The 20,743-nt window shown below is 37.6% G+C and carries 19 protein-coding genes, 2 pseudogenes and 2 riboswitches; of the genes and pseudogenes, 14 read left to right on the top strand and 7 right to left on the bottom strand.

Going from position 1 to position 20,743, the window contains the following annotated elements; all coding sequences use genetic code 11:
- Nucleotides 1-416: 416 nt before the first annotated feature.
- The 3 genes from M44_RS04305 to M44_RS04295 are packed head-to-tail and all read left to right on the top strand — an operon-like array spanning nt 417 to nt 2,217.
- Nucleotides 417-878: a flavodoxin gene (locus M44_RS04305; RefSeq protein WP_010171227.1), complete on the top strand. Its 462-nt coding sequence runs from the start codon at nt 417-419 to the stop codon at nt 876-878.
- Nucleotides 868-1,734 (top strand): hypothetical protein, encoded by an 867-nt coding sequence (locus M44_RS04300; protein WP_010171226.1) that lies wholly within the window; start codon nt 868-870, stop codon nt 1,732-1,734. The genes M44_RS04305 and M44_RS04300 overlap by 11 nt, the downstream gene beginning before the upstream one ends.
- A gap of 18 nt (nt 1,735-1,752) precedes the next feature.
- Nucleotides 1,753-2,217 (top strand): flavodoxin, encoded by a 465-nt coding sequence (locus tag M44_RS04295; RefSeq protein WP_010171224.1) that lies wholly within the window; start codon nt 1,753-1,755, stop codon nt 2,215-2,217.
- A gap of 15 nt (nt 2,218-2,232) precedes the next feature.
- Here M44_RS04295 and M44_RS04290 read toward each other — a convergent pair whose 3' ends face one another.
- The gene (locus tag M44_RS04290) at nt 2,233-3,399 is read right to left on the bottom strand and encodes a chromate transporter (protein ID WP_010171223.1); all 1,167 of its coding nucleotides are present in this window, start codon (nt 3,397-3,399) and stop codon (nt 2,233-2,235) included.
- Between the two features lie 142 nt (nt 3,400-3,541).
- Nucleotides 3,542-3,961, bottom strand: a complete 420-nt coding sequence (locus M44_RS04285; RefSeq protein WP_010171221.1) for a universal stress protein — start codon at nt 3,959-3,961, stop codon at nt 3,542-3,544.
- Nucleotides 3,962-4,237: 276 nt separating this feature from the next.
- Here M44_RS04285 and M44_RS20220 point away from each other — a divergent pair.
- Nucleotides 4,238-5,711, top strand: a pseudogene (locus tag M44_RS20220) (SulP family inorganic anion transporter).
- A gap of 655 nt (nt 5,712-6,366) precedes the next feature.
- Nucleotides 6,367-6,516, top strand: coding sequence for a hypothetical protein (locus tag M44_RS26805; RefSeq protein ID WP_010171215.1), 150 nt, complete (start codon nt 6,367-6,369; stop codon nt 6,514-6,516).
- 138 nt (nt 6,517-6,654) lie between these two features.
- Here M44_RS26805 and M44_RS04270 read toward each other — a convergent pair whose 3' ends face one another.
- Both M44_RS04270 and M44_RS04265 read right to left on the bottom strand, forming a co-directional pair.
- Nucleotides 6,655-8,079, bottom strand: coding sequence for a sensor histidine kinase (locus M44_RS04270; protein WP_010171213.1), 1,425 nt, complete (start codon nt 8,077-8,079; stop codon nt 6,655-6,657).
- Nucleotides 8,076-8,780 carry a response regulator transcription factor gene (locus M44_RS04265; protein ID WP_010171212.1) on the bottom strand — a complete coding sequence of 235 codons (705 nt, stop codon included), beginning with the start codon at nt 8,778-8,780 and terminating at the stop codon, nt 8,076-8,078. The genes M44_RS04270 and M44_RS04265 overlap by 4 nt, the downstream gene beginning before the upstream one ends.
- A gap of 181 nt (nt 8,781-8,961) precedes the next feature.
- On the opposite strand from M44_RS04265, the gene M44_RS04260 reads away from it, so the two are divergent.
- The 5 genes from M44_RS04260 (at nt 8,962) to M44_RS24710 (ending at nt 13,220) form a co-directional block, all read left to right on the top strand.
- Nucleotides 8,962-10,380 carry an ABC transporter permease gene (locus M44_RS04260; protein WP_010171209.1) on the top strand — a complete coding sequence of 473 codons (1,419 nt, stop codon included), beginning with the start codon at nt 8,962-8,964 and terminating at the stop codon, nt 10,378-10,380.
- 13 nt (nt 10,381-10,393) lie between these two features.
- Complete coding sequence (locus tag M44_RS04255) at nt 10,394-11,083, top strand: ABC transporter ATP-binding protein (RefSeq protein WP_010171207.1); 690 nt, start codon at nt 10,394-10,396, stop codon at nt 11,081-11,083.
- Between the two features lie 146 nt (nt 11,084-11,229).
- Nucleotides 11,230-11,652: a hypothetical protein gene (locus M44_RS04250; protein WP_010171205.1), complete on the top strand. Its 423-nt coding sequence runs from the start codon at nt 11,230-11,232 to the stop codon at nt 11,650-11,652.
- 78 nt (nt 11,653-11,730) lie between these two features.
- Nucleotides 11,731-12,576, top strand: coding sequence for a GGDEF domain-containing protein (locus tag M44_RS24715; RefSeq protein ID WP_010171204.1), 846 nt, complete (start codon nt 11,731-11,733; stop codon nt 12,574-12,576).
- Nucleotides 12,573-13,220: a putative bifunctional diguanylate cyclase/phosphodiesterase gene (locus M44_RS24710; RefSeq protein WP_010171202.1), complete on the top strand. Its 648-nt coding sequence runs from the start codon at nt 12,573-12,575 to the stop codon at nt 13,218-13,220. The genes M44_RS24715 and M44_RS24710 overlap by 4 nt, the downstream gene beginning before the upstream one ends.
- Nucleotides 13,221-13,370: 150 nt before the next feature.
- On the opposite strand, the gene mtnA is transcribed toward M44_RS24710, so the two are convergent.
- The 3 genes from mtnA to M44_RS04225 form a co-directional block, all read right to left on the bottom strand.
- Nucleotides 13,371-14,426 (bottom strand): S-methyl-5-thioribose-1-phosphate isomerase, encoded by a 1,056-nt coding sequence (gene mtnA, locus M44_RS04235; RefSeq protein WP_010171200.1) that lies wholly within the window; start codon nt 14,424-14,426, stop codon nt 13,371-13,373.
- Between the two features lie 11 nt (nt 14,427-14,437).
- The gene (gene mtnK / locus M44_RS04230; protein ID WP_010171198.1) at nt 14,438-15,607 is read right to left on the bottom strand and encodes an S-methyl-5-thioribose kinase; all 1,170 of its coding nucleotides are present in this window, start codon (nt 15,605-15,607) and stop codon (nt 14,438-14,440) included.
- A gap of 89 nt (nt 15,608-15,696) precedes the next feature.
- Nucleotides 15,697-15,842, bottom strand: a riboswitch (SAM riboswitch).
- 70 nt (nt 15,843-15,912) lie between these two features.
- The gene (locus tag M44_RS04225) at nt 15,913-16,695 is read right to left on the bottom strand and encodes a carbon-nitrogen family hydrolase (protein WP_010171196.1); all 783 of its coding nucleotides are present in this window, start codon (nt 16,693-16,695) and stop codon (nt 15,913-15,915) included.
- Nucleotides 16,696-16,795: 100 nt separating this feature from the next.
- On the opposite strand from M44_RS04225, the gene M44_RS04220 reads away from it, so the two are divergent.
- The 4 genes and pseudogenes from M44_RS04220 (at nt 16,796) to M44_RS26795 (ending at nt 20,734) form a co-directional block, all read left to right on the top strand.
- Nucleotides 16,796-17,968, top strand: a complete 1,173-nt coding sequence (locus tag M44_RS04220) for a pyridoxal phosphate-dependent aminotransferase (protein ID WP_010171194.1) — start codon at nt 16,796-16,798, stop codon at nt 17,966-17,968.
- A gap of 80 nt (nt 17,969-18,048) precedes the next feature.
- Nucleotides 18,049-18,155, top strand: a riboswitch (SAM riboswitch).
- A gap of 101 nt (nt 18,156-18,256) precedes the next feature.
- Nucleotides 18,257-19,458 (top strand): annotated as a pseudogene (locus M44_RS20210) (2,3-diketo-5-methylthiopentyl-1-phosphate enolase).
- Nucleotides 19,449-20,129 carry a 2-hydroxy-3-keto-5-methylthiopentenyl-1-phosphate phosphatase gene (locus M44_RS26800; protein ID WP_010171189.1) on the top strand — a complete coding sequence of 227 codons (681 nt, stop codon included), beginning with the start codon at nt 19,449-19,451 and terminating at the stop codon, nt 20,127-20,129. The pseudogene M44_RS20210 and the gene M44_RS26800 overlap by 10 nt, the downstream one beginning before the upstream one ends.
- On the top strand, nt 20,126-20,734 hold the full coding sequence (locus tag M44_RS26795; protein WP_010171187.1) for a methylthioribulose 1-phosphate dehydratase: 609 nt from the start codon (nt 20,126-20,128) through the stop codon (nt 20,732-20,734). The genes M44_RS26800 and M44_RS26795 overlap by 4 nt, the downstream gene beginning before the upstream one ends.
- Nucleotides 20,735-20,743 lie beyond the last annotated feature (9 nt).

The following is a 20,743-nucleotide window of genomic DNA, read 5'->3' as shown; positions in this document are numbered from 1 at the left end:
CACCATCATTTTAGCTTGCGAACAATAGCTGTTGTCCAGTTGCTAATTCCTATACCAAAACCGTTGCTATTTTCAACGTTAAACCATTAAAACCCTTGTGATATCAATAAATATACACACGATTTATATGTGAATTCGCTTGCTAAAAGGCTTGCTATTTCCATTGTTCTACCTCTGAACGGAACTACTTAGTATAACTGGGTGCTTCTTTTTTTTGGCTCTACTAATTAATTCAAATGATCTCTAAAAGTTGGCTTCTCTTGTAGCCTTGTGCCTCTAGCTCCTTTCAAAATTAATAAGGATTAAACACCATTCATCTCCAAAATTTTGATAGTACCAGCTTTATGTTGACAATGATAATCATTTTCAATTATATTGTTATTGAAAGTAATTCTCAACTAAAGTGAGGGATATGAGTGAAAGCATTTATCGGTTATGCAAGTATGTCTGGGAATACAGAAGATATTGCCTCTATTTTATATAAATCCTTAGAAAGAAATGGGTATGAAGTACATAAGGAAGAACTAGATACAGTAGATGCGGTTAGTTTGTTAGAATATGACTTAATTTTCATTGGTGCCTACACATGGGGTGACGGTGATCTTCCTTATGAAGTAGAGGATTTCTATGAGGAATTACAGGATGTAATGTATGAAGGAAAGATTGTTGGCTGCTTCGGATCAGGTGATCGTTCGTACCCTAAATTTTGTGCTGCAGTTGACCTACTGGCCAATAAATTCGCTGCTCAAAAAGCTGAAGTGTTTCCTACTCTGTTAAAAATCGAAGGAAACCCTATGGATGAAAATCAAGAGCAAGAATGCACGGAGTATATTGAATCGATTTTGCAATGGCGCTCGGAGAATCGCCATGCATCTTAATGCTGCTACAAGCATTATTCAACATGGGCAATCTCTCTTCGTTTCATGTAAGAAGAAAGGGATTTATGTAATGGAAGGCAATGAACTCAAACAAAGTCTTTCTCTTTCGGTTGATATTTATAAATTCATTCAAAAAGGCGCGTATTTGTATGGTGTGGGTGAAGCAGGGACAATCGTTCGCTTAGATTTACGAAACCAGTTATGGACCAAGACAACATTTCCTTCCCCTCAGCGGTTATGGGACATTGATGGAAGTGACGATGGAATTCTTGTTTCTCATAATGGAAGTAAGCTCGTTGTTTCTTACAACTATGGTTCATCTTGGGACTATATTTCTCCCTTCAAGAAATTCAAACACCCTCCTATCATCAGATCACTATCACTTGTCGGTGAATGGATTTACATTGGGACACAAATGCACGAAGAGAGTGGGGTTTGGCGATATCACTTGCTCTCTAAGCGAATGGAGAAAATAACTTCACTCCCTTATAGAATGATATCCTCCATTTTTCATCAGGATGGGGTTTTATATTTCACAACGGGAGGATTTGAAGAAAATCTTGGTTCAGTAGAAGTGGTTGATCTTTTGACGAACCAAAGAAAAACGATTCTTCCCCCAATAAAAGAAAGGGCTTTATTAGATTGTTTTCATGTGGGGTCCTCTCTATATCTTACCTCGGCACAGGATCAACAAGGTTATTCAAGAATCTATCTATTAGAACCTAATCAAATGGTTCCAATTGAATTTGTCAAAGGTCATAGCTTTAGGGGGACAGGAAACAAAGATAGCCTTTATATAGCAGGTCTAAGAGAAATAAAAAAAATCTCTCTTACTACCCCAACTGTACTACATTAAATATAGGAGTGATTTATTATGAAACCAGTAGCAATCGTATATGCAAGCATGAGTGGAAATACAGAGGCAATTGCTGATATCATTTTAGAAAAATTAAAGAGTCATCCCATTCAAGCAGATTTGTTAGAAATAGTAGATTTGGATTCAGCGACTGAATTACAGGAATATGATATGGTATTCCTCGGACTATACACATGGGGAGATGGCGAATATCCTGATGAGAGCTTAGATTTAGTTGAAGAACTTGAGGAGTTAAACTTATCCTCCAAGGCTTTTGCTCTGTTTGGTTCTGGTGATCATTCTTATCCACATTTTTGCGGGGCAGTTGACATGCTAGAAGAATTAATCGAAAACCGTGGTGGCGTGTTAGCAGCTAAGTCTTTAAAAATAGAATTATCACCAAATGAGAGCGATGAAAAACGCATTGAAGACTTTGTAAATGAAGCATGGAACCATATACAAAAAGGAGCAGCTGTAGGATAAGCTGCCCTTTTTGTATTATATAATGGATATAATAGCACCAGCTACTGCTGTACCTATTACGATTAACCAAGCAGGAACCTTCCAAAATTGTGCTAAACCGAATGCTATAACGACGACAGCAAAGTCAGCAGGTGTTTGAACTGCACTCGTAAAAACAGGATCATACAAAGCGGCTAGTAAGATCCCAACTACTACTGCATTAACTCCCTTTAACGCACCTTGGGCAAAGCTCATTTCCCTAATACTATTCCAAAATGGTAAAGTACCAATCAGTAGCAAGAAAGACGGCAAGAAAATGGCCGCTACTGCAATAAGAGCAAGTGGCCAACTACCAATTGCTGCACCGATATACCCTGATAACGTAAATAACGGACCTGGGACAGCTTGTGCTGCACCATATCCAGCTAAAAAGCTTTCCTCCGAAAGGAATCCAGCGGGAACAAGCTCACGCTCTAGCATTGGAAGCACAACATGACCTCCTCCAAACACAAGGGATCCTACACGATAAAAAATATCAAAAATGGCAAATGCTACAGAATCAAATACATTACGTAATAGGGGTAAAGAGAATAATAGTCCAAAAAATAGTACCCATGCTGCAATTCCTAATTTCTTACTAAATGTAATGGGTAACACAATCATTTCTTCTTTTTCTTCATTTCTGTATAAAATATAACCAATTATGGCAGCCGCCAAAATAATTCCGATTTGGCCCCATGCAGTAGGAAAGGCTAACGTTGCAACGGCTCCGACAATAGCGATCGTGATTCTTTCGCGGTCTGGAGTTAATTTCTTCCCCATTCCTAAAATTGCTTGAGTCACAACAGCTACAGCTACAAGCTTCAGGCCATGAATCCACCCTGCATCAACTCCACCAACATTTGTTACGACAAGTGCAAAAACAACAAGCGCAATGACTGATGGCATTGTAAAGCCTAACCAAGCCAGGAATCCGCCTAAAATACCACCTCGTACCATCCCAATTGAAATTCCGACCTGGCTACTTGCAGGACCTGGTAGAAATTGACACAAAGCAATTAAATCGGCATAGCTTTTTTCATCCAACCACTTTCTTCTGTTAATGTATTCTTCTCGGAAATACCCAAGATGAGCAACTGGCCCACCAAATGATGTGAATCCAAGACGAAGTGCCACTAAAAATATTTCTACATAACGATTCATTTTCGTCTCCTTTTACTAAGCATATGGAGATTATAGTAGATAATCCTACTTTGTGGCAAAAGCGAGACAAGATTTAACGAAAATTTAATAATGAAGAGACCAGAATGCCCTTCAGGTCTTTTCTTTACCTCCTATTTCTATATTACTTCACTATTAATACAGGACAGTTCGCTCCTTTTGCCACCCTGTGGCTAACACTGCCTAGAACCATTTCTTGTAGAGCATTTAATCCTCTGCTCCCTATAACAACAACTTCATATTCTTCTTTATTTGCTTTCTTGACAATTTCTGCACCTGGATTGCCCTTTAACACGATTATTTCTGATAACACATCCATTTTCTCTAGGACTTCTTGCGTTTCTTTCATTCTTTGATTCCGTATCATATGTACTTCTGTTAAGGAGTGAGAGGAAATAACATCTGATTTGCTCGTTTCAATGTCTACTACATACACAATCGTTACAAATGGTCTATTTCCTTTTTGAGCAAGTTCACCCGCTTTTCTAGCCGCTTCAATTGCATGTTCTGATCCATCTGATGCCAATAAAATTTTATTAAACATATGGTTCACCTCTACTTAATTGTATCAGTTCTTTCAAGTAATACTAAGAGAAATCATGACGAATTGGCAAAACATTCATGCATATGAACTTGCTAATAGTTTATATTTCTATGAAAATAGAAGAAAAATGATGATTTAAAGAGGATATTAGAATTTAATGCGCTTACATGAGATTAGAGATAAAAAAGAAAGGATGTTATAATTCTATCCGTTGTCATCGGACCGATTCTTAAAAGATAAGAATCAATGATATTATGAATAGAAAGAGGTGTTCGTTTGAATACTCAAACATTAAAAGAACAATGGTTTGGAAATGTACGTGGTGACATTTTATCTGGAATTGTTGTGGCACTTGCCTTAATTCCAGAAGCCATTGCATTTTCCATCATTGCTGGTGTGGACCCCATGGTTGGTCTTTACGCTTCATTTTGTATCGCTGTAGTCATAGCCTTTGTCGGTGGACGTCCAGGTATGATTTCAGCTGCAACTGGAGCCATGGCACTAGTCATGGTAACGTTAGTTAAAGATTATGGTTTACAATATTTATTAGCAGCTACCATTTTAACTGGAATCATCCAAATCATCTTTGGTGTATTTAAAGTAGGGCGAGTAATGAAATTTATTCCTCGATCTGTAATGGTAGGATTTGTGAACGCACTAGCCATATTAATCTTTACGTCTCAGCTTCCACACTTTGTAGGAGAAGGCTGGATCATGTATGCGTTAGTTGCTGGATCATTAGCTATTATCTATATTTTACCTAGATTCACCAAAGTTGTCCCGTCCCCTCTAGTAGCTATTGTCATTATTACTATTTTGGCAATTTCAACTGGTGCAGGCGTACGGACTGTTGGAGATATGGGGAATTTATCTCAGCAGCTCCCATTATTTTTACTTCCTGACATTCCTTTAACATTTGAAACATTGCGTATTATTTTTCCTTTATTCATTAGCATTAGCTCTTGTCGGACTATTAGAATCCTTATTAACCGCCCAGATTGTTGATGACATGACGGATACAGCAAGTGATAAAAACCGCGAAGCTCGAGGACAAGGTATAGCGAACATTATCGCTGGATTCTTTGGAGGCATGGCCGGATGTGCCATGATTGGTCAATCTGTCATCAACGTAAAATCAGGTGGACGTGGTCGTCTCTCTACTTTAGTCGCGGGTGTATTCTTATTAATGCTCATTATTGTGTTAAACGACCTTCTTGTTCAAATACCAATGGCCGCACTAGTTGGGGTCATGATTATGGTGTCTATTGGAACATTTGATTGGTCCTCTTTAACCAAGCTTCATATTATGCCCAAAACAGACGCAGCTGTAATGATTGTAACGGTAGGAATTGTTCTTATAACACACGATTTATCAAAAGGTGTATTAGCAGGAGTTCTTCTCAGTGCGATCTTCTTTGCAGCCAAGATTTCAAAGGTTCGTGTAGATGAGAAAATGGATACGTTAACGAACACAACAACGTATTCTATCTATGGACAAATCTTCTTTGCCTCTGTATCTGAACTTGTTCAGCATATGGATTTTAAAAAGGAATCTGACTATATCCGTTTAGACTTAACCCATGCTCACCTTTGGGATGATTCAGCCGTTGGAGCTATTGATAAGATTGTCTTGAAATTCAAAGAGGCAGGCAAATCGGTAGAAGTTGTCGGCTTAAACTCTGAAAGCACAGAATTAGTGAATAAAATTGGGGTATATCATAAGCCAGATGCTAAGATGGCGAATCATTAATACTTTACCTCTTTTACCAGCAGAATATTCTGCTGGTTTTTTGTTTGACGCTGTTTTACACCGTAATTGTTTCCCCATATAGCTTTTTTTGGCCAAGCACTGCCATCACCTTTAATGAAAATGCCTGAAACTTAGTTCATATGGTGATGATTCAGATTCCACTTCAACTCTTTAGGGGGACAGACTTGACTAGTTTGATATCTTAGTGGCAAGGGAGGAAGCAGGGTAGTGTAAATTTTTTGTAAATTTGCATCCTCGGGGGTGGCTTACTTTTGCTACCGCGTGCCCTTTTTTCCTTTTTTGCTCGGGCTTGAGACGCGCGCTTACACTACCGCGTGCCCTTTTTTCCTTTTTGCTCGGGCTAGGGACTCGCGCTCCCACTACCGCGTGCCTTTTACTCCTTTTTGCTCGGGCCGCGCGCTCCCACTACCGCGTGCCCTTTACTCCTTTTTGCTCGGACTTGAGACGCGCGCTCCCACTACCGCGTGCCCTTTCTTCCTTTTTCTAGAGCTTGGGTCAAGAGCATAACTCCATCATGATATGGTATCAGTTTAAGTCCTCTCTCTATTATCATCAGAATTATTTGACTAATTAACCAACTGTGTATAAAATCAATTGTAAGCGCTTACTATATAGTGTAGAGGTGAGATTCAAGATGATTCTTTTTGAGACAGAGTTACGAAAAGAGGCTTTTGATCAAATGGCTCCCCCTTCCACTGGACATAAGCAAACTAATAAATTATTTAATTACTTCTTTTTAGCTGGTATGATTTCAATCGTATTGTTCGAGCGAATGTTTTTCTAGATTTTACTTTTCGAAAAGGCTCTGTTACATAACCCTGCCCAATGCACATAAAATAGCTTTGCTTTTAACCGCGTAACTGCTGGATATTAGTCAATATTCACACTTTTATTAAACGGAGCCTTTACACAAAAGAACCCCTTACATCGAGGAGTTCTTTTGTTTTGGTAAAGTGATAGTAAATTGTGTTCCTTTTAAAGGTGTACTTTCTACCTCTATCGTTCCCTCATGTAAAAGAACGAGCTGCTTAACAATACTAAGACCTAATCCAAACTCACCATATGGGTTATTGGTACGAGATAAATCGGCTTTATAAAAACGTTCCCATATGGAATGAACTTCTTCCGCACTCATGCCTATTCCAGTATCTTTTATTTTTATAATCGTTTCCCTTTTTGTTTCCACCCCTTGTAGAGTAACGGAACCCTGCTCAGTAAACTGGATTGCATTTTTTGTTATGTTCATGAGAATTTGAACGAGTCGGTCATAATCTGCAAACGCGCTCACTTCATTCACCAAATCGACATGTAATGTTATGTCTTTTTCCTCTGCTATCAATTCTAACTGGTCCACAACTAGCTCAAATAAATCCCCTAAATCAATGGAAACTTTATGGATGGGGATTTGATTAGACCGAATTCGTTCGTAATCTAGATTTTCATTCACAAGCCTGATGAGGCGCTTGGTTTCTTTATTCACTAAACGTAGGCTCTTCTCTTTTTCACTTTCTGGGATAAGATCATTTTGAAGGCCCTCTACAATTCCGCTCATGGTCGTCAACGGAGTTCGAAGTTCATGAGACACATCAGCCATAAAGCGACGTCGTCTTGATTCCAGTCTATTGATTTCTTCCTGGGATTCTCTTAGAACCTTGGTCATATAATTGAAGTCTTTTCCTAAGTTCCCAATTTCATCCTCACCTTTTAAAGGCACTTGAACAGTATAATCTCCTAAAGCAATCTTGGATGTCGCATCTTGAAGCATTCGTATTCGTTTTTCATGGTTTTTTGATAATAACCAGCTTAGTAAGAAGGCGAGACAACAGGCTAAAATACTTGAGAAAATAAGATACACCGTTAGCTGATTGATGACATTTGTTGAACTTGATGAGGGAGCAGCTAAAAGAATCCCATACTGAAATTGTTCATCATACATCTCTGGAATGGCAACGATGGTCATCCCTTGATCAAATTTTGTTAAATCGCGCTGTATAGAGATGGTCTCCCCCTGTTTTAGTTTCTCCCACTCTTCATCACTAAGTAGTCGACCTGGTTTTTCGTAAGGTCCTGTTGAGTAAAGAAACTCACTACCCGTATCAAAGAAATAGAATCTCACATCTTCTGTTTGTAAAAAAGAATTATAAGCAAAAAAGAGCAGGTCACGTCGTTGATTATTATCTCTCACATCTTGTAGTAGCTTTTCACCATACCCTATTAAGTCATCTACCTTTTCTTGATAAACAAACTCCTCTGCTAATTGCGAAAACAAAATACTAATTGAAAAGAAAGCAATGAATAGTACACTAAAATGACTGAACAGCTGCTTGTGAAAATACTTCAATTTCATTCTTCTACTACCGTCTCATCAAACTTATATCCGACACCCCAAACCGTGTGAATAAATGGATGGGTAGCGGTACGGATTTTCTTTCGGAGCCTTTTAATATGAACATCAACGGTTCGTTCATCACCGTAATATTCATAGCCCCATATACGATCTAACAACTGCTCTCTAGTAAATACTTGCTTTGGATGGTGAATAAAATAATACAACAAGTCAAATTCTTTCGGCGTTAATCCGTCAATCGCAGTATCCTGATAAAAGATTTCTCTTGTTTCTTTACTTATTTTAAAGTAAGTGGATTCTTTATAATGAAGAGAAGCTCCCTTTGGTTGGATTTCTTCATATCTTCTTCGTACCGCTTTAATTCGTGCCATTAGTGTAAGTGGACTAAATGGTTTCGTAACATAATCGTCTGCTCCCATTTCTAATCCTAGTACTTGATCAGAATCTGAGTCTTTTGCCGTTAGCATAATAACAGGTACATTCTTCGTTACCCCTCGAATTTTTCTACACAATGTAATCCCGTCCATTCCTGGCAACATCCAATCTAATAGGATAAAGTCATAGCCTGTTGGATTCGATTCAAATAATGCCCATCCTTCTTTTCCATCTGTGGCAAATGCCCCTTCCCAGCCTTCTTTTAAAAAGAACATTTCAATCATTGAGCATACACTTTCGTTATCTTCTACGACAAGTATCTTCATTTGAACCACCTTTTTTCTTTTTGTTCGATTATATATGATTTCCTATCATTACGTAATAGATTTCACTAAGTTCCTAAAAAACACCCAGTTTCGTTATAAGTTTGTCATACTCCCCAACTAAACTAAGGTCATCCCGAAATTGTTCGGTTAAAAAAATGAGATAAATAATAGGAGGAGCATGATGAACTTTTTAAAACGATCACTATTAAGTGTAAAGGCAAAATTAGGAAAGAGCGCGCTATTGCTTGTAATCTTTACTGTCATTAGTGTACTGATTCTTTCAGGTATCACCATTCAATCCGCAGCAGAAAATGCAAGTATTCTTGCAAGGCAAAAGCTTGGAGGAGATGTTACTCTTTCTGTTGATCGAGAAGCTGTTATGGCCAATTTAGAGCAAAACAGTCAAGGAAGTCGAGTGAGATTTGAACCTGTTCCCCTACCACTTGAAGGTGCAGAAGAATTAGCCACCTCGGATTTACTGAAAGGCTACAACTTCTTTTCAACAACTTCTGCTTTAGCCTTAAATTTTGAGCCCGTTGCAGAGGAAATCGAAGAATCTGAAACGACAAGTGCTGACGCTAGACCATCAGGAATGTCTGCTGATGTCTCCATTGAGGGTGTAGAATTCACGGATTCTGTAGACGTATTCACTGACGGAACAGCGGAGTTGATAGAAGGTAGCCATCTATCAGAGGATGGAAATGGGGCATTAATTGAACAATCTTTAGCAGAGGAAAATGATCTAACTGTCGGAGATACAATTGAGGTAACCTCTGTTGACGAAACGATTATACAAGAATTAACTATAATAGGTCTCTATCAAACTAATGAAGTCAATGAAAATATGCAAGGACTTTCCATTCCTGCGTTAGATCCTGTTAATGCTATTTATACACATTATTCAGTTGCCTCAACTTTAAAAGGAGAGCAATACACAAATGCCATTGATTCTGCTATCTATTATATTTCAGATCCACTTTTTACAGAAGACTTCACAAATTTAACCGCTTCAGTCGACACCGTCGATTGGGAGTTGTTTAACCTATCCGCTAATGATCAGTTATACGAACAAATGATGGGTCCTATTGAAAATGTTGCTGCGTTCTCTAGTAACATTGTATACCTTGTTACTATTGCAGGTTCCATTATTCTAGGCTTAATCGTTATGATGAATATACGTGATCGAAAATATGAGATGGGTGTTCTTCTATCTTTAGGGGAAAAGAAATGGAAGCTTGTTGGTCAATTTTTCACAGAGGTGTTGATCATTGCTGTCTTAGCTTTTGGTATAGCTACTGTGTCAGGTACCTATATCTCTGGAGTAATTGGAGAACAATTACTATCACAAGAAATCCTAGAATCAGAAGCTATAGTAGAACCTGCATCATTTAATAGAATGGCTGGAGGGTTCCAAGGTGGTGCCACGTTACCGGCCATACAAGATGTTGATGTTATAAATACGTTAGATGTATCAGTTACTCCTAAAGAGTTAGGAATATTAGGAGGGATTGGATTTCTTATTGTCATGATTTCTACATTATTACCTTCCTTAACCGTTCTTCGACTATCACCAAAAACTATATTATCTAAACAAGATTAAGGAGGAGTATGATATGACAGCCATACTATCATTAAAAAATGTATCGTATACTTACCGGAACGGTGCAAAATCTCAAACTGTACTTAATAATATTTCTATCGATTTCGAAGAAGGAACGTTTTATACCGTTGTGGGACCATCTGGTTCAGGAAAAACTACTTTTTTATCTTTAGCATGTGGGCTTGACCAACCAACAGAAGGCGAAATCTTTTTTGAGGGTGAGACCTTAAAAAGAATTGGTTTAACCAACTATCGAAATCAACATGTAGCGATTGTTTTCCAGCAATACAACTTGTTACCATATATGACCGCTTTACAAAATGTTGTCACTGCAATGGAGATCACAAAATCAAAAATCATTAATAAAAAAGCTTACGCAATTGAAATGTTAGATAGAGTGGGTCTCACACTAGATCAAGCAAATCAACGGGTGCTAACGTTAAGTGGAGGTCAGCAGCAACGGGTTTCTATCGCACGTGCCCTATCATGTCAATCAAAGTTAATCTTAGCAGATGAACCGACTGGAAACCTAGATGAACATACCGCTCAAGAAGTCGTTCAACTGTTTCAAAGCTTAGCTCATGAGGAAGATGCGTGTATAATCATGGTAACTCACGATATGCAAATCGCTAATATTTCTGACCAGATTGTTAGGTTATCTAAAGGAAAATTAGTAGAAGATAACAAGGTACTCACCGTTTAACCAAAAGGCTGAAACTCTCATTACTAGTGTGTAGTAAAAGAGTTTCAGTCTTCTTTCCATTGTGATACATCTCGTTTCGCTATAGAATTGCCTCATTTTTTATAGTAATATAGTGCTAGTACAGAATTCTATTTGAAGGTGAATCTATGGAAGTTTCCTATCTGATATGGGCTCTATTGTTAAATATGCTCATCATCTACTTGTATATTGAATTACCTCGCTTTACTAAAAATACGTATACCGTCTACACGTTTCATACCATCACAACCGTAGTATCATTATGGGTTACTTCTTTTCTCGTATTATTTACATTCAATCAAAATATGAAAATGCCAGTTCTAGGCTTTTTACTCTTTGTCATGTTAATATGTTCATTGATTTGCTATGGCGCAGTAAACTATGCCCTTATTCGATTAATTAAAAAAGATGTTCCTTCTATAGATATGTTTATTATTAGCCTCTTTTTTTCACTTATTACAGCGATGTTGCCTATAGGATTTTTAGTTAGCAGTTTAAAAATAACAAATTGGGATTCTGTTCAACTTTCTAAAGGTCTGATTTTTCTTTAACCTGACATTCTTTTTTGTATTTTTAGGATATTTAAACAAATTCGAATTGATGAACGGTTAAACAACAAACAAATTCCTATGTTTTTTAAGCTCCTATTTAGCATCATAGCTTCCATTTCGATTACAAGTGGTGTTGCCATTTTATATGAAGGTCTTAAAGTATTTAGTTTGGTTGACGGTATAACCATTATTAACTTAATTGCTCTATCCTGTTTAATTCTTATAACCATCCTCTACAGTGAAAAGCAATATAATGAAAAGCACGAAGAGTTAAAGGAACATTCAACACAACTCGAGTTCTTAGCACAGCATGACCAGTTAACTCTACTACCTAACAGATTGTATTTAGAATCTATACTAACCCAACACATCGAGAAAAAAGAACCATTTTATTTACTATTCTTAGATTTAGATTCCTTTAAACATGTTAATGATTATTATGGTCATAGCTTTGGTGATGAGCTATTAAAACAAGTAAGTAAAAGCTTACAAGAATTATTCACATTGGATGGTTTTGTTTCAAGAATGGGTGGAGATGAATTTATCATTCTCTATTACTCCAACAATCGTGAAGAAGTACGAGCAAAATTGGATATATTAATCGAGACGCTTACGATTCCAACAACTATTCATGATCATCATTTCTCAGTGACTACTAGTATTGGAGTTTCACACTTCCCATCTAATACCACCAATAGTGATAAACTAATTATTCAAGCTGATTTAGCCATGTACCATTCTAAAGACAAAGGGAAAAATCAATACTCCTTTTTTACAGAACATTTATTAGCGGAAAGTGATGAGAAGTTAGAAATTCAGAGAGATTTACGAAGTGCAATGAAACACAATCATTTTACTAGTTTTTTTATCAGCCACTTTATGACTTATCGGATGAAAAGATTATTAATTTTGAAGCTCTTTTGAGATGGAACCACCCGGAGAAAGGATATATCTCTCCAAGCAAATTTATTCCTATCGCAGAAGAGACTGGTATCATTCTAGAGTTAGGGGAATGGGTGTTAAAACAAAGCATAAAGCAGATGATAGAATGGCATAGAATATATAATCCTACTCTTAAATTATCTGTGAATGTGTCCATGAAACAAATTGAGCATCCTGCTTTTCTTTCATTTTTATCCCAAACTTTGCAAGAATTTAGCTATCCACCTCATCTTTTGATTCTTGAAGTAACCGAGACATTAGCCATGAAAAATATTGAGCGAGCTTTAAATGTAGTGAGGAACATTCAAGACATGGGAGTGAATGTTTCAATTGACGATTTTGGTACTGGTCATAGCTCTTTAAGTTACCTTCAGCTTCTTGGTATTAAGCATATTAAGATTGATCGCTCATTTATTGATGGTATTGTGGAAAACTCTAAAAGCAAAGAAATCGTTAAAGCTATATTGAGCATTGCACAGCATCTTCAATTAAATGTAACGGCAGAAGGTATTGAAACCAAAGAGCAATTACATTTATTAAAAGGGCTAAATTGTCAGAGTGGGCAAGGCTTCTTACTTTCAAAACCAATCCCACCTGAGAAGATTGAAAAATTACTAGAGAATTGATAGAAAAAGCTGCTCCTCTCAAATTGACTGAAGGAACAGCTTTTTTAATTTATACTAAAACCATAGCAAATTCTAACAAAACGAGGTCAAATTCATACCCTGCCATTTGACCATTTCCAAAAAATCAACCATTCAGTTAGAATAGTATACTCAATTAGCGAATTTTTTTACTCGTCTTAACTCTTCTTCAAACTTATTTGTAAGTACCCCTGACTCGGTAATAATCGCAGTAATATATTTACTTGGAGTTACATCAAATGCTGGGTTAAACACTTTGATTCCTTCAGGTGCAATTTGTTGTCCATATATATGAGTAACTTCACTGGCATGCCTCTGTTCAATAGGAATGTCTTCTCCAGTCCGTATGTCAAGATCGACAGTGGATAAAGGGGCCGCCACATAAAATGGTATACCATATTCCTTCGCTAGAATCGCTAACCCTAGCGTACCTATTTTATTTGCCGTATCCCCATTGGCGGCTACTCTATCGGCTCCTACGATAATGGCTTGAACGTTTTTTGTTTGAATTGTGTGTGCCACCATATTGTCTGTTATTAGCGTAACATCCACTCCTGCATTTTGTAGCTCCCAAACAGTCAAACGTCCCCCTTGTAATAGGGGTCTTGTTTCCGTAGCATAAACAGATAGTGATACACCCTTTTCCTTCCCAATATAAAATGGAGCTAATGCAGTACCATATTTTGCAGTGGCTATACCTCCTGCATTACAATGAGTAAGGATGGTATCACCATCTTTAAAGAGTTCAATACCATATTCTCCAATTCTCTTACAAATCTCTTCATCTTCTTTTTGAATGGAAAAGGCCTCACTTAATAGAGTTCCTTTTGCCTCTATAACCGTTTTCACACCTTCTACACTTGCTACCATTCGATCCAATGCCCAAAAGAGATTGACCGCAGTAGGTCTAGAACTTGATAAGTAGTACCTTTGTTTCTTCAGACGTTTCAGAAACTCCTCCATATTCAACCCATCGTATGACTTTGCCCAAAGTGCTAAACCAAAGGCAGCTGTGATACCTATAGCTGGTGCACCTCTTACTTTTAATGAATGAATACTTTCCCAAACATCTTCAATGGTCAATAAATATATATACTCAACTGTTAGTGGTAATTTCGTTTGGTCCAATAGTTTGATAGAACGGCCTACCCACTCTACTGATCTCAAAAATTCGGTCTTTATCGTCATGATATCCTCTCCTAATACAAACTTAACTGGTTAGGAGATGGAATAATGGTTCGTTGAGTAATCAGCCTTCTACCTAGAGCTAATGCTTGTTTCTTTACTTTTATTCTTGTTTTTTGATCCTGAATAGAATCTAGATCTGCAACATGAGCTAAGCCAATAGTTCTACGGATGATTTCACAACCGGCAAATCCAAGACTATCCCGCCAAGTATGCTTTAATACGTCCTCTAAAAAAGCATCCACTTCTACAAAGGGTTCCACTTCACTATATGTCCAAAGTGATGAAAAGGTTTGAGAGAATACGTCCCATGTTTTGGATATGATTTGAAGCCTCTTTGACTGTAATTCTTCCTCCACACTTAGAGCATTTAATAGAATATTGGCGAAAAATTGCCCGATGTCAAAACCGATCGGTCCGTAAAATGCAAATTCAGGATCAATCACCTTTGTACTATTCCCTGTTACGAATATACTCCCAGTGTGAAGATCCCCGTGTACTAAACAATCTGCTTCAGTTAAAAATTTTCTTTTTAATTTCGCAACTTCTAGCTTTAAAATAGGATCGTGCCAAATGGTCTCTACATCTTTTTGTAATTCAAGCTCAAAATTATTCGATTCACTTGGATAAAAAGGATCCGTAAACACTAGGTCTTCTGTTATTTTACAAAGTTCTGGATTAACAAACTCCGCCACTCTTTCTTTTTTCTTACCTTGATGTAATCCAAAATCAGAGCTGTAAAAAAGTGTATGAGCCAAGAATTCTCCAATATGCTCCGGTAAATCTGGATAATTGCCTTCTTCCATTAACCCAGTTCTTAAAATCTTATAGTCTGATAGATCCTCCATAACATTTATCGCTAGCGGCGTATCTGTTCCATAAAGTTTAGGAACAAATTGTGGTGTGTGTTCACTGAAATACTGAAGGGCTTTACCCTCAATTTCAGCTCGTTTAATGGTTAATGGCCAGCTCTCACCAACAACCTTAGCGTAGGGAAGTGCTTGTTTTACGATAACGGATTGATCTTTTTCGTTCACAATTCTAAACACTAGATTTAAATTTCCATCTCCAATTTCTTCACAAAGTACGTTTTCACTTTGAACAAGATACCCCTTGTCTTTGACGTATTTTATAGCTGTCTCCTCAGTCAACATTTGATAAATCGGTACAAATTGTGTATTCATTCTTTTCCCCTCTCTTGTTGGACTCTCCTATTAAAAGAAAAAACCTCTTTCAACAGAAAGAGGTTCGAATACACACTATTGTTTCTCCCCTCTTATCTGCCAGAACAATTACATTCTGTTGGAAGTAGCACCGTGCCTTACATTTGGCGATGAACATCGCCCCATTTTACAATGGTATTACGGTCGGTTGCTGGGCATCATCGGGCCAAATCCCTCCGCCTGCTCTTGATAAGAGACCAAACTATTCAGTTAATTTCAATATGATGATAACAATATCAGCGCAGTCTAACATTTGTCAACCATTTTTAATATAAATTTTCTCGTCTATCTTGAAAGATTGGGATACGGCTTCGGATTTCTTTTACTTTTTCTGGATATATTTTAGCAAGTAACACTTCTTCTTGTTGAGAAGCCTCTGCTACAATTTTCCCCCATGGATCGATAACCATGCTGTGACCTCCAAATAATGTCGCTGGATCACTGCCTACCCTATTACAAGCAACAATATAGCACTGATTCTCAATTGCCCTTGCAGTTAAAATAGTTTTCCAGTGGTGTAATCTTTCATCGGGCCATTCTGCTACAACATATACAACTTCAGCACCGTTTAGAACCGACTTTCGTATCCATTCAGGAAATCGTATATCATAGCAAATACTTACTGCACTTTTGAAATTCGATAACGAGAAATTCCCTCCTTCACTTCCAGGAGTTAAGTACTGATGTTCATTCATTAACTGAAATAGGTGTACTTTACTATATTCATGGATTATAGTGCCTTTAGAATCATACACTCGTAATGTGTTTAATACTCCGTCATCTGTTATGTTTGCAAAAGATCCTCCTACAATGTTCGTACTATACGTTTTAGCTAAAGTCGATAAAAAGGAATCTACTTCTCTCCCGTCTTTGTCTCCTATTTCATGTATTCTGCTTAAATCATACCCAGTGGTCCAAAGCTCAGGTAATACAACTACGTCGACTTTTTCTTCTCTGAATAGTTTTTGAAAAGCTTTTGTGACGGTTTCTCTATTTTTAACCGGATCACCAAAGCTGATATCCATTTGTATACAAGCTACTTTTGTCATAGTGTCATTTCCTTTCAAAATTTTTCTTTACAAGTTTGGATTAACGATATAACATAAATCACTAGAATTTCAAGAAAATTGTTACGAATGAGGAGATAGTATGAATTCATTTAAACCATCTAAAACCATTCAAGATCTTCCTACACAATTTTTTGCTCGACTTGTTTCTAATGTACAACAAATTACTGCACTGGGTTATGATGTGATTAATTTGGGACAAGGCAATCCAGACTTACCTACTCCGCCCCATATCGTGAAATCTATGCAAGAAGCTGTAGCTCGACCAGAAAACCATAAGTATTCCCCCTTTAGAGGACATACCTATCTCAAACAGGCGATTGCTGAATTCTATAAGAGAGAGTATGACGTGCTTGTAGATCCTAACAATGAAGTCGCAATTCTTTTTGGTGGAAAAGCTGGTCTAGTTGAGGTAAGTCAATGTATATTAAATCCTGGTGAAATCGCGTTAGTTCCAGACCCTGGATACCCCGATTACTTATCAGGGTTGGCTCTTGCTGGTGCAAGGATGAAAGAAATGCCTTTACTTGAACACAACAATTTCTTACCAAATTACAACGAAATAGACGAAGAGACTCTTAAACATGCAAAAGTTATGTTCTTGAACTACCCCAACAATCCAACTGGCGCTGTTGCTTCTGAGGATTTCTACATAGAGACCGCAGATTTTGCTAAAAGGCATGAACTATGCGTAATTCATGACTTCGCATATGGAGCCATCTCCTTTGATAATCAAAAACACCGAAGTTTCTTGCAAACCGAGGGAGCTAAAGAATGCGGCATCGAAATATATACTTTATCTAAAACGTATAATATGGCAGGCTGGAGAGTTGCTTTTGCTGTAGGTAACAGTGATATTATATCCAGTATTGAACTTTTACAAGATCACCTTCATGTTAGTCTATTTGGTGCTATTCAAGAGGCTGCAACTACTGCATTACTAGGCTCACAAGTTTGTGTTTCCGAGCTTGTCAGAACGTACGAATCCAGAAGAAATGTTTTGGTGAATGGACTTCGTGATATTGGTTGGGATGTTACCTCTCCTTCTGGCTCATTCTTTGCTTGGCTTAGAATTCCTAAAGGATATACGTCTGAAAGCTTTTCTGAATTTTTGCTGAAGGAGGCTCATGTAGTCGTAGCACCAGGAATAGGATTTGGAAGTTATGGAGAAGGCTATGTTCGGGTTGGACTTCTAGCGACTGAAGATAGGCTACTAGAAGCTGTTCATCGTATTAAAGCGTTAAATATTTTCTAATTTTTCTAAATAAATAGTTGACACAAAGTGTAAATGGTGTCATAATCCAAATCAATCCAGTATCAAACAATTTTATACAGTTCTTATCAAGAGCAGGTGGAGGGACTAGCCCTTTGAAGCCCGGCAACCGACCTAATGTATTAGGCACGGTGCTAATTCTTGCAGCAAGTATGCTGAGAGATAAGAGTTTCGTCTATATCCTTTAGCGTCTCTTTTCTGTCAGGAAAAGAGACGTTATTTTTTTGACTACTACTATACTTACCTACAGCAAAGGAGGGAGTTATCGATATGTCCTACCTTATAGCCACGTATTTAGTTCATGGCCCATATCAAAATCTCGAAAAAAAAGCAGAAAGTATCGCATTAGGACTCACCGTTGGATCTTGGACCGATTTACCACATTTAGAAAAAAAACTAACTGTCTAAACATAGAGGAGAAGTCATTTCTGTTGAAAAATCTGATAAGAAAGCAGAGAACAAAGGCATCATAAAGATTGCCTACCCTTTACTGAATTTCAGTCCCGATATTCCTGCGATTCTAACAACGGTATTTGGAAAACTTTCGTTAGATGGAAAAATTAGATTACTAGATCTAGAATTTCCTAACGATTTAAAAAAACATTTTTCAGGCCCTCAATTTGGATTAGAAAATATACGACAAAAACTGAATGTTCATGACCGCCCATTATTAATGGCGATCTTTAAAGGGGTTATTGGTAGAGATTTGACCTTTCTATCCAATCAATTAAGAAATCTGGCACTTGGTGGCGTTGACATTGTCAAAGATGATGAGATTCTTTTTGAAAATTCATTCACTCCATTTGAGCAACGAATAACAGTGATGAAACGAACACTTCAAGAAGCCTACGAACAGACGGGACATCGAACATTATATAGTGTGAACATTTCTGGCAAGACGAATGAAGTGATAGAAAGAGCAAGACTTGCCTCGGATTTAGGGGCAGATATCATATTACTCAACGCATTCTCATATGGGATAGATCTAGTTCAAACACTACGGGAAGACCCTTTTGTCCGTGTACCCATTATGGTCCACCCTGCAGTAAGTGGAGCCATGACAAGTTCAAATGAATACGGTATTTCACCTTCTCTTTTACTCGGAAAGCTGTTACGAATAGCTGGCGCCGATTTTGTTTTATTTGCTTCTCCATATGGTAGCGTTGCAATGGACAGAAGTGACGCATTAAAGCTCCATCAAGAGTTGATTGGGGAAGATCCATATTTTAAGAAGTGCTTTTCTGTTCCATCAGCCGGTATCCATCCTGGCTTAACAGAAAAAATTATGAACGATTTTGGTAAGGACTCCATCATCAATGGCGGGGGGAGGCGTATTTGGTCACCCTGAAGGACCAACAAAAGGAGTAATAGCTTTTAGACAAGCCATTGATAACGTTTCATTTGGAAGATCTCTGTTCCATCCTTCAAAACACCAAAATGAGCTAAAGGTAGCACTACAAACATGGCAATAATGACTAGAAGACGACCACTCCATATTTACTGTGATTTTGATGGAACTATTACGATGAATGATAACATTATTGAATTAATGAACACCTATGCTCCGAAGGAAGCAAAGACTATTATTCAACAAATTCTTACGAAGGATGTACCCATTCAAGACGGTGTAGGCAGATTATTCTCCTTTCTCCCCTCTTCTAGACAAAAGGAATTTCGTCAGCATTTAGTATCTACAGCCACAATTCGGCCAGGATTTGAAGAATTGATTGGGTATTGTCAAACAGAAGAGATTCCATTAACGATTGTTAGTGGAGGGATCGATTTCTTTATTTATCCCATTTTAGCTGGTTTCGTTTCGATAGATGACATTTATTGTAATGAAGCCGATTTTTCACATGAAAAAATCCGCATCATTTGGCCCTATACGTGTGACTCAGCTTGTCAAAATGAGTGTGGCTGCTGTAAACCTTCCATCATTCGAAAAATTGGACAATCATATGAAAAGGTCATAATGATAGGAGACTCCGTCACTGATATTGAAGCAGCAAAACTAGCAGATTTGACGCTTTCATGTGGAAAAGTATTGTCAGATGAATGTCAAAGCCTAGGGTTACCGTATAAAGATTTTCACTCTTTCCATGAAGTCATACACATTTTAGAAAAGGAATGGATCCCAATATGAGCTACAGTACAGAATGGAGGATACTAGCAGATATTAAAGATGAATTAGCAGACCGAGATTGGTTCTATGGAACAAGTGGAAATCTTTCTATTAAAGTGTCAGATTCCCCATTAACGTTTTTGGTCTCTGCAAGTGGTAGGGATAAACGTCAGCGAACGGATGATGATTTTTTACTAGTAGACCGAGAGGGAATTCCTCTTGAAGATAATGGTTTAAAACCATCTGCTGAAACACTATTACATCAAGAAATATATAAAAAAACAAATGCAGGTTGTTGCTTACATGTTCATACCGTGGAGAATAACGTCCTTTCTGACATATTTCATAAAGAAGGATTCATCACATTTAAGCATAATGAGCTCATTAAAGCATTAGGTTTTTGGGAAGAAGATGCTGAAGTAACCATTCCCATCATTCACAATTTCGCCCACATCCCTCAACTCGCGGCTGAACTGTCAAAGCATGTACTAGGTGATCAAGGAGCTGTACTCATTCATAATCACGGGATTACGGTATGGGCAACTACTGCGTTTGAAGCAAAAAAACAGTTAGAGGCATGGGAATTTTTATTTCAACTCCATGTTAAAAGAAGATTACTAGTATAGGAGGAAAAA

It is taken from the genome of Bacillus coahuilensis m4-4, from assembly GCF_000171615.1.
In the GTDB taxonomy this organism is placed as follows: domain Bacteria; phylum Bacillota; class Bacilli; order Bacillales; family Bacillaceae_K; genus Bacillus_T; species Bacillus_T coahuilensis.
This window is presented reverse-complemented; position numbering and strand designations above follow the sequence as displayed.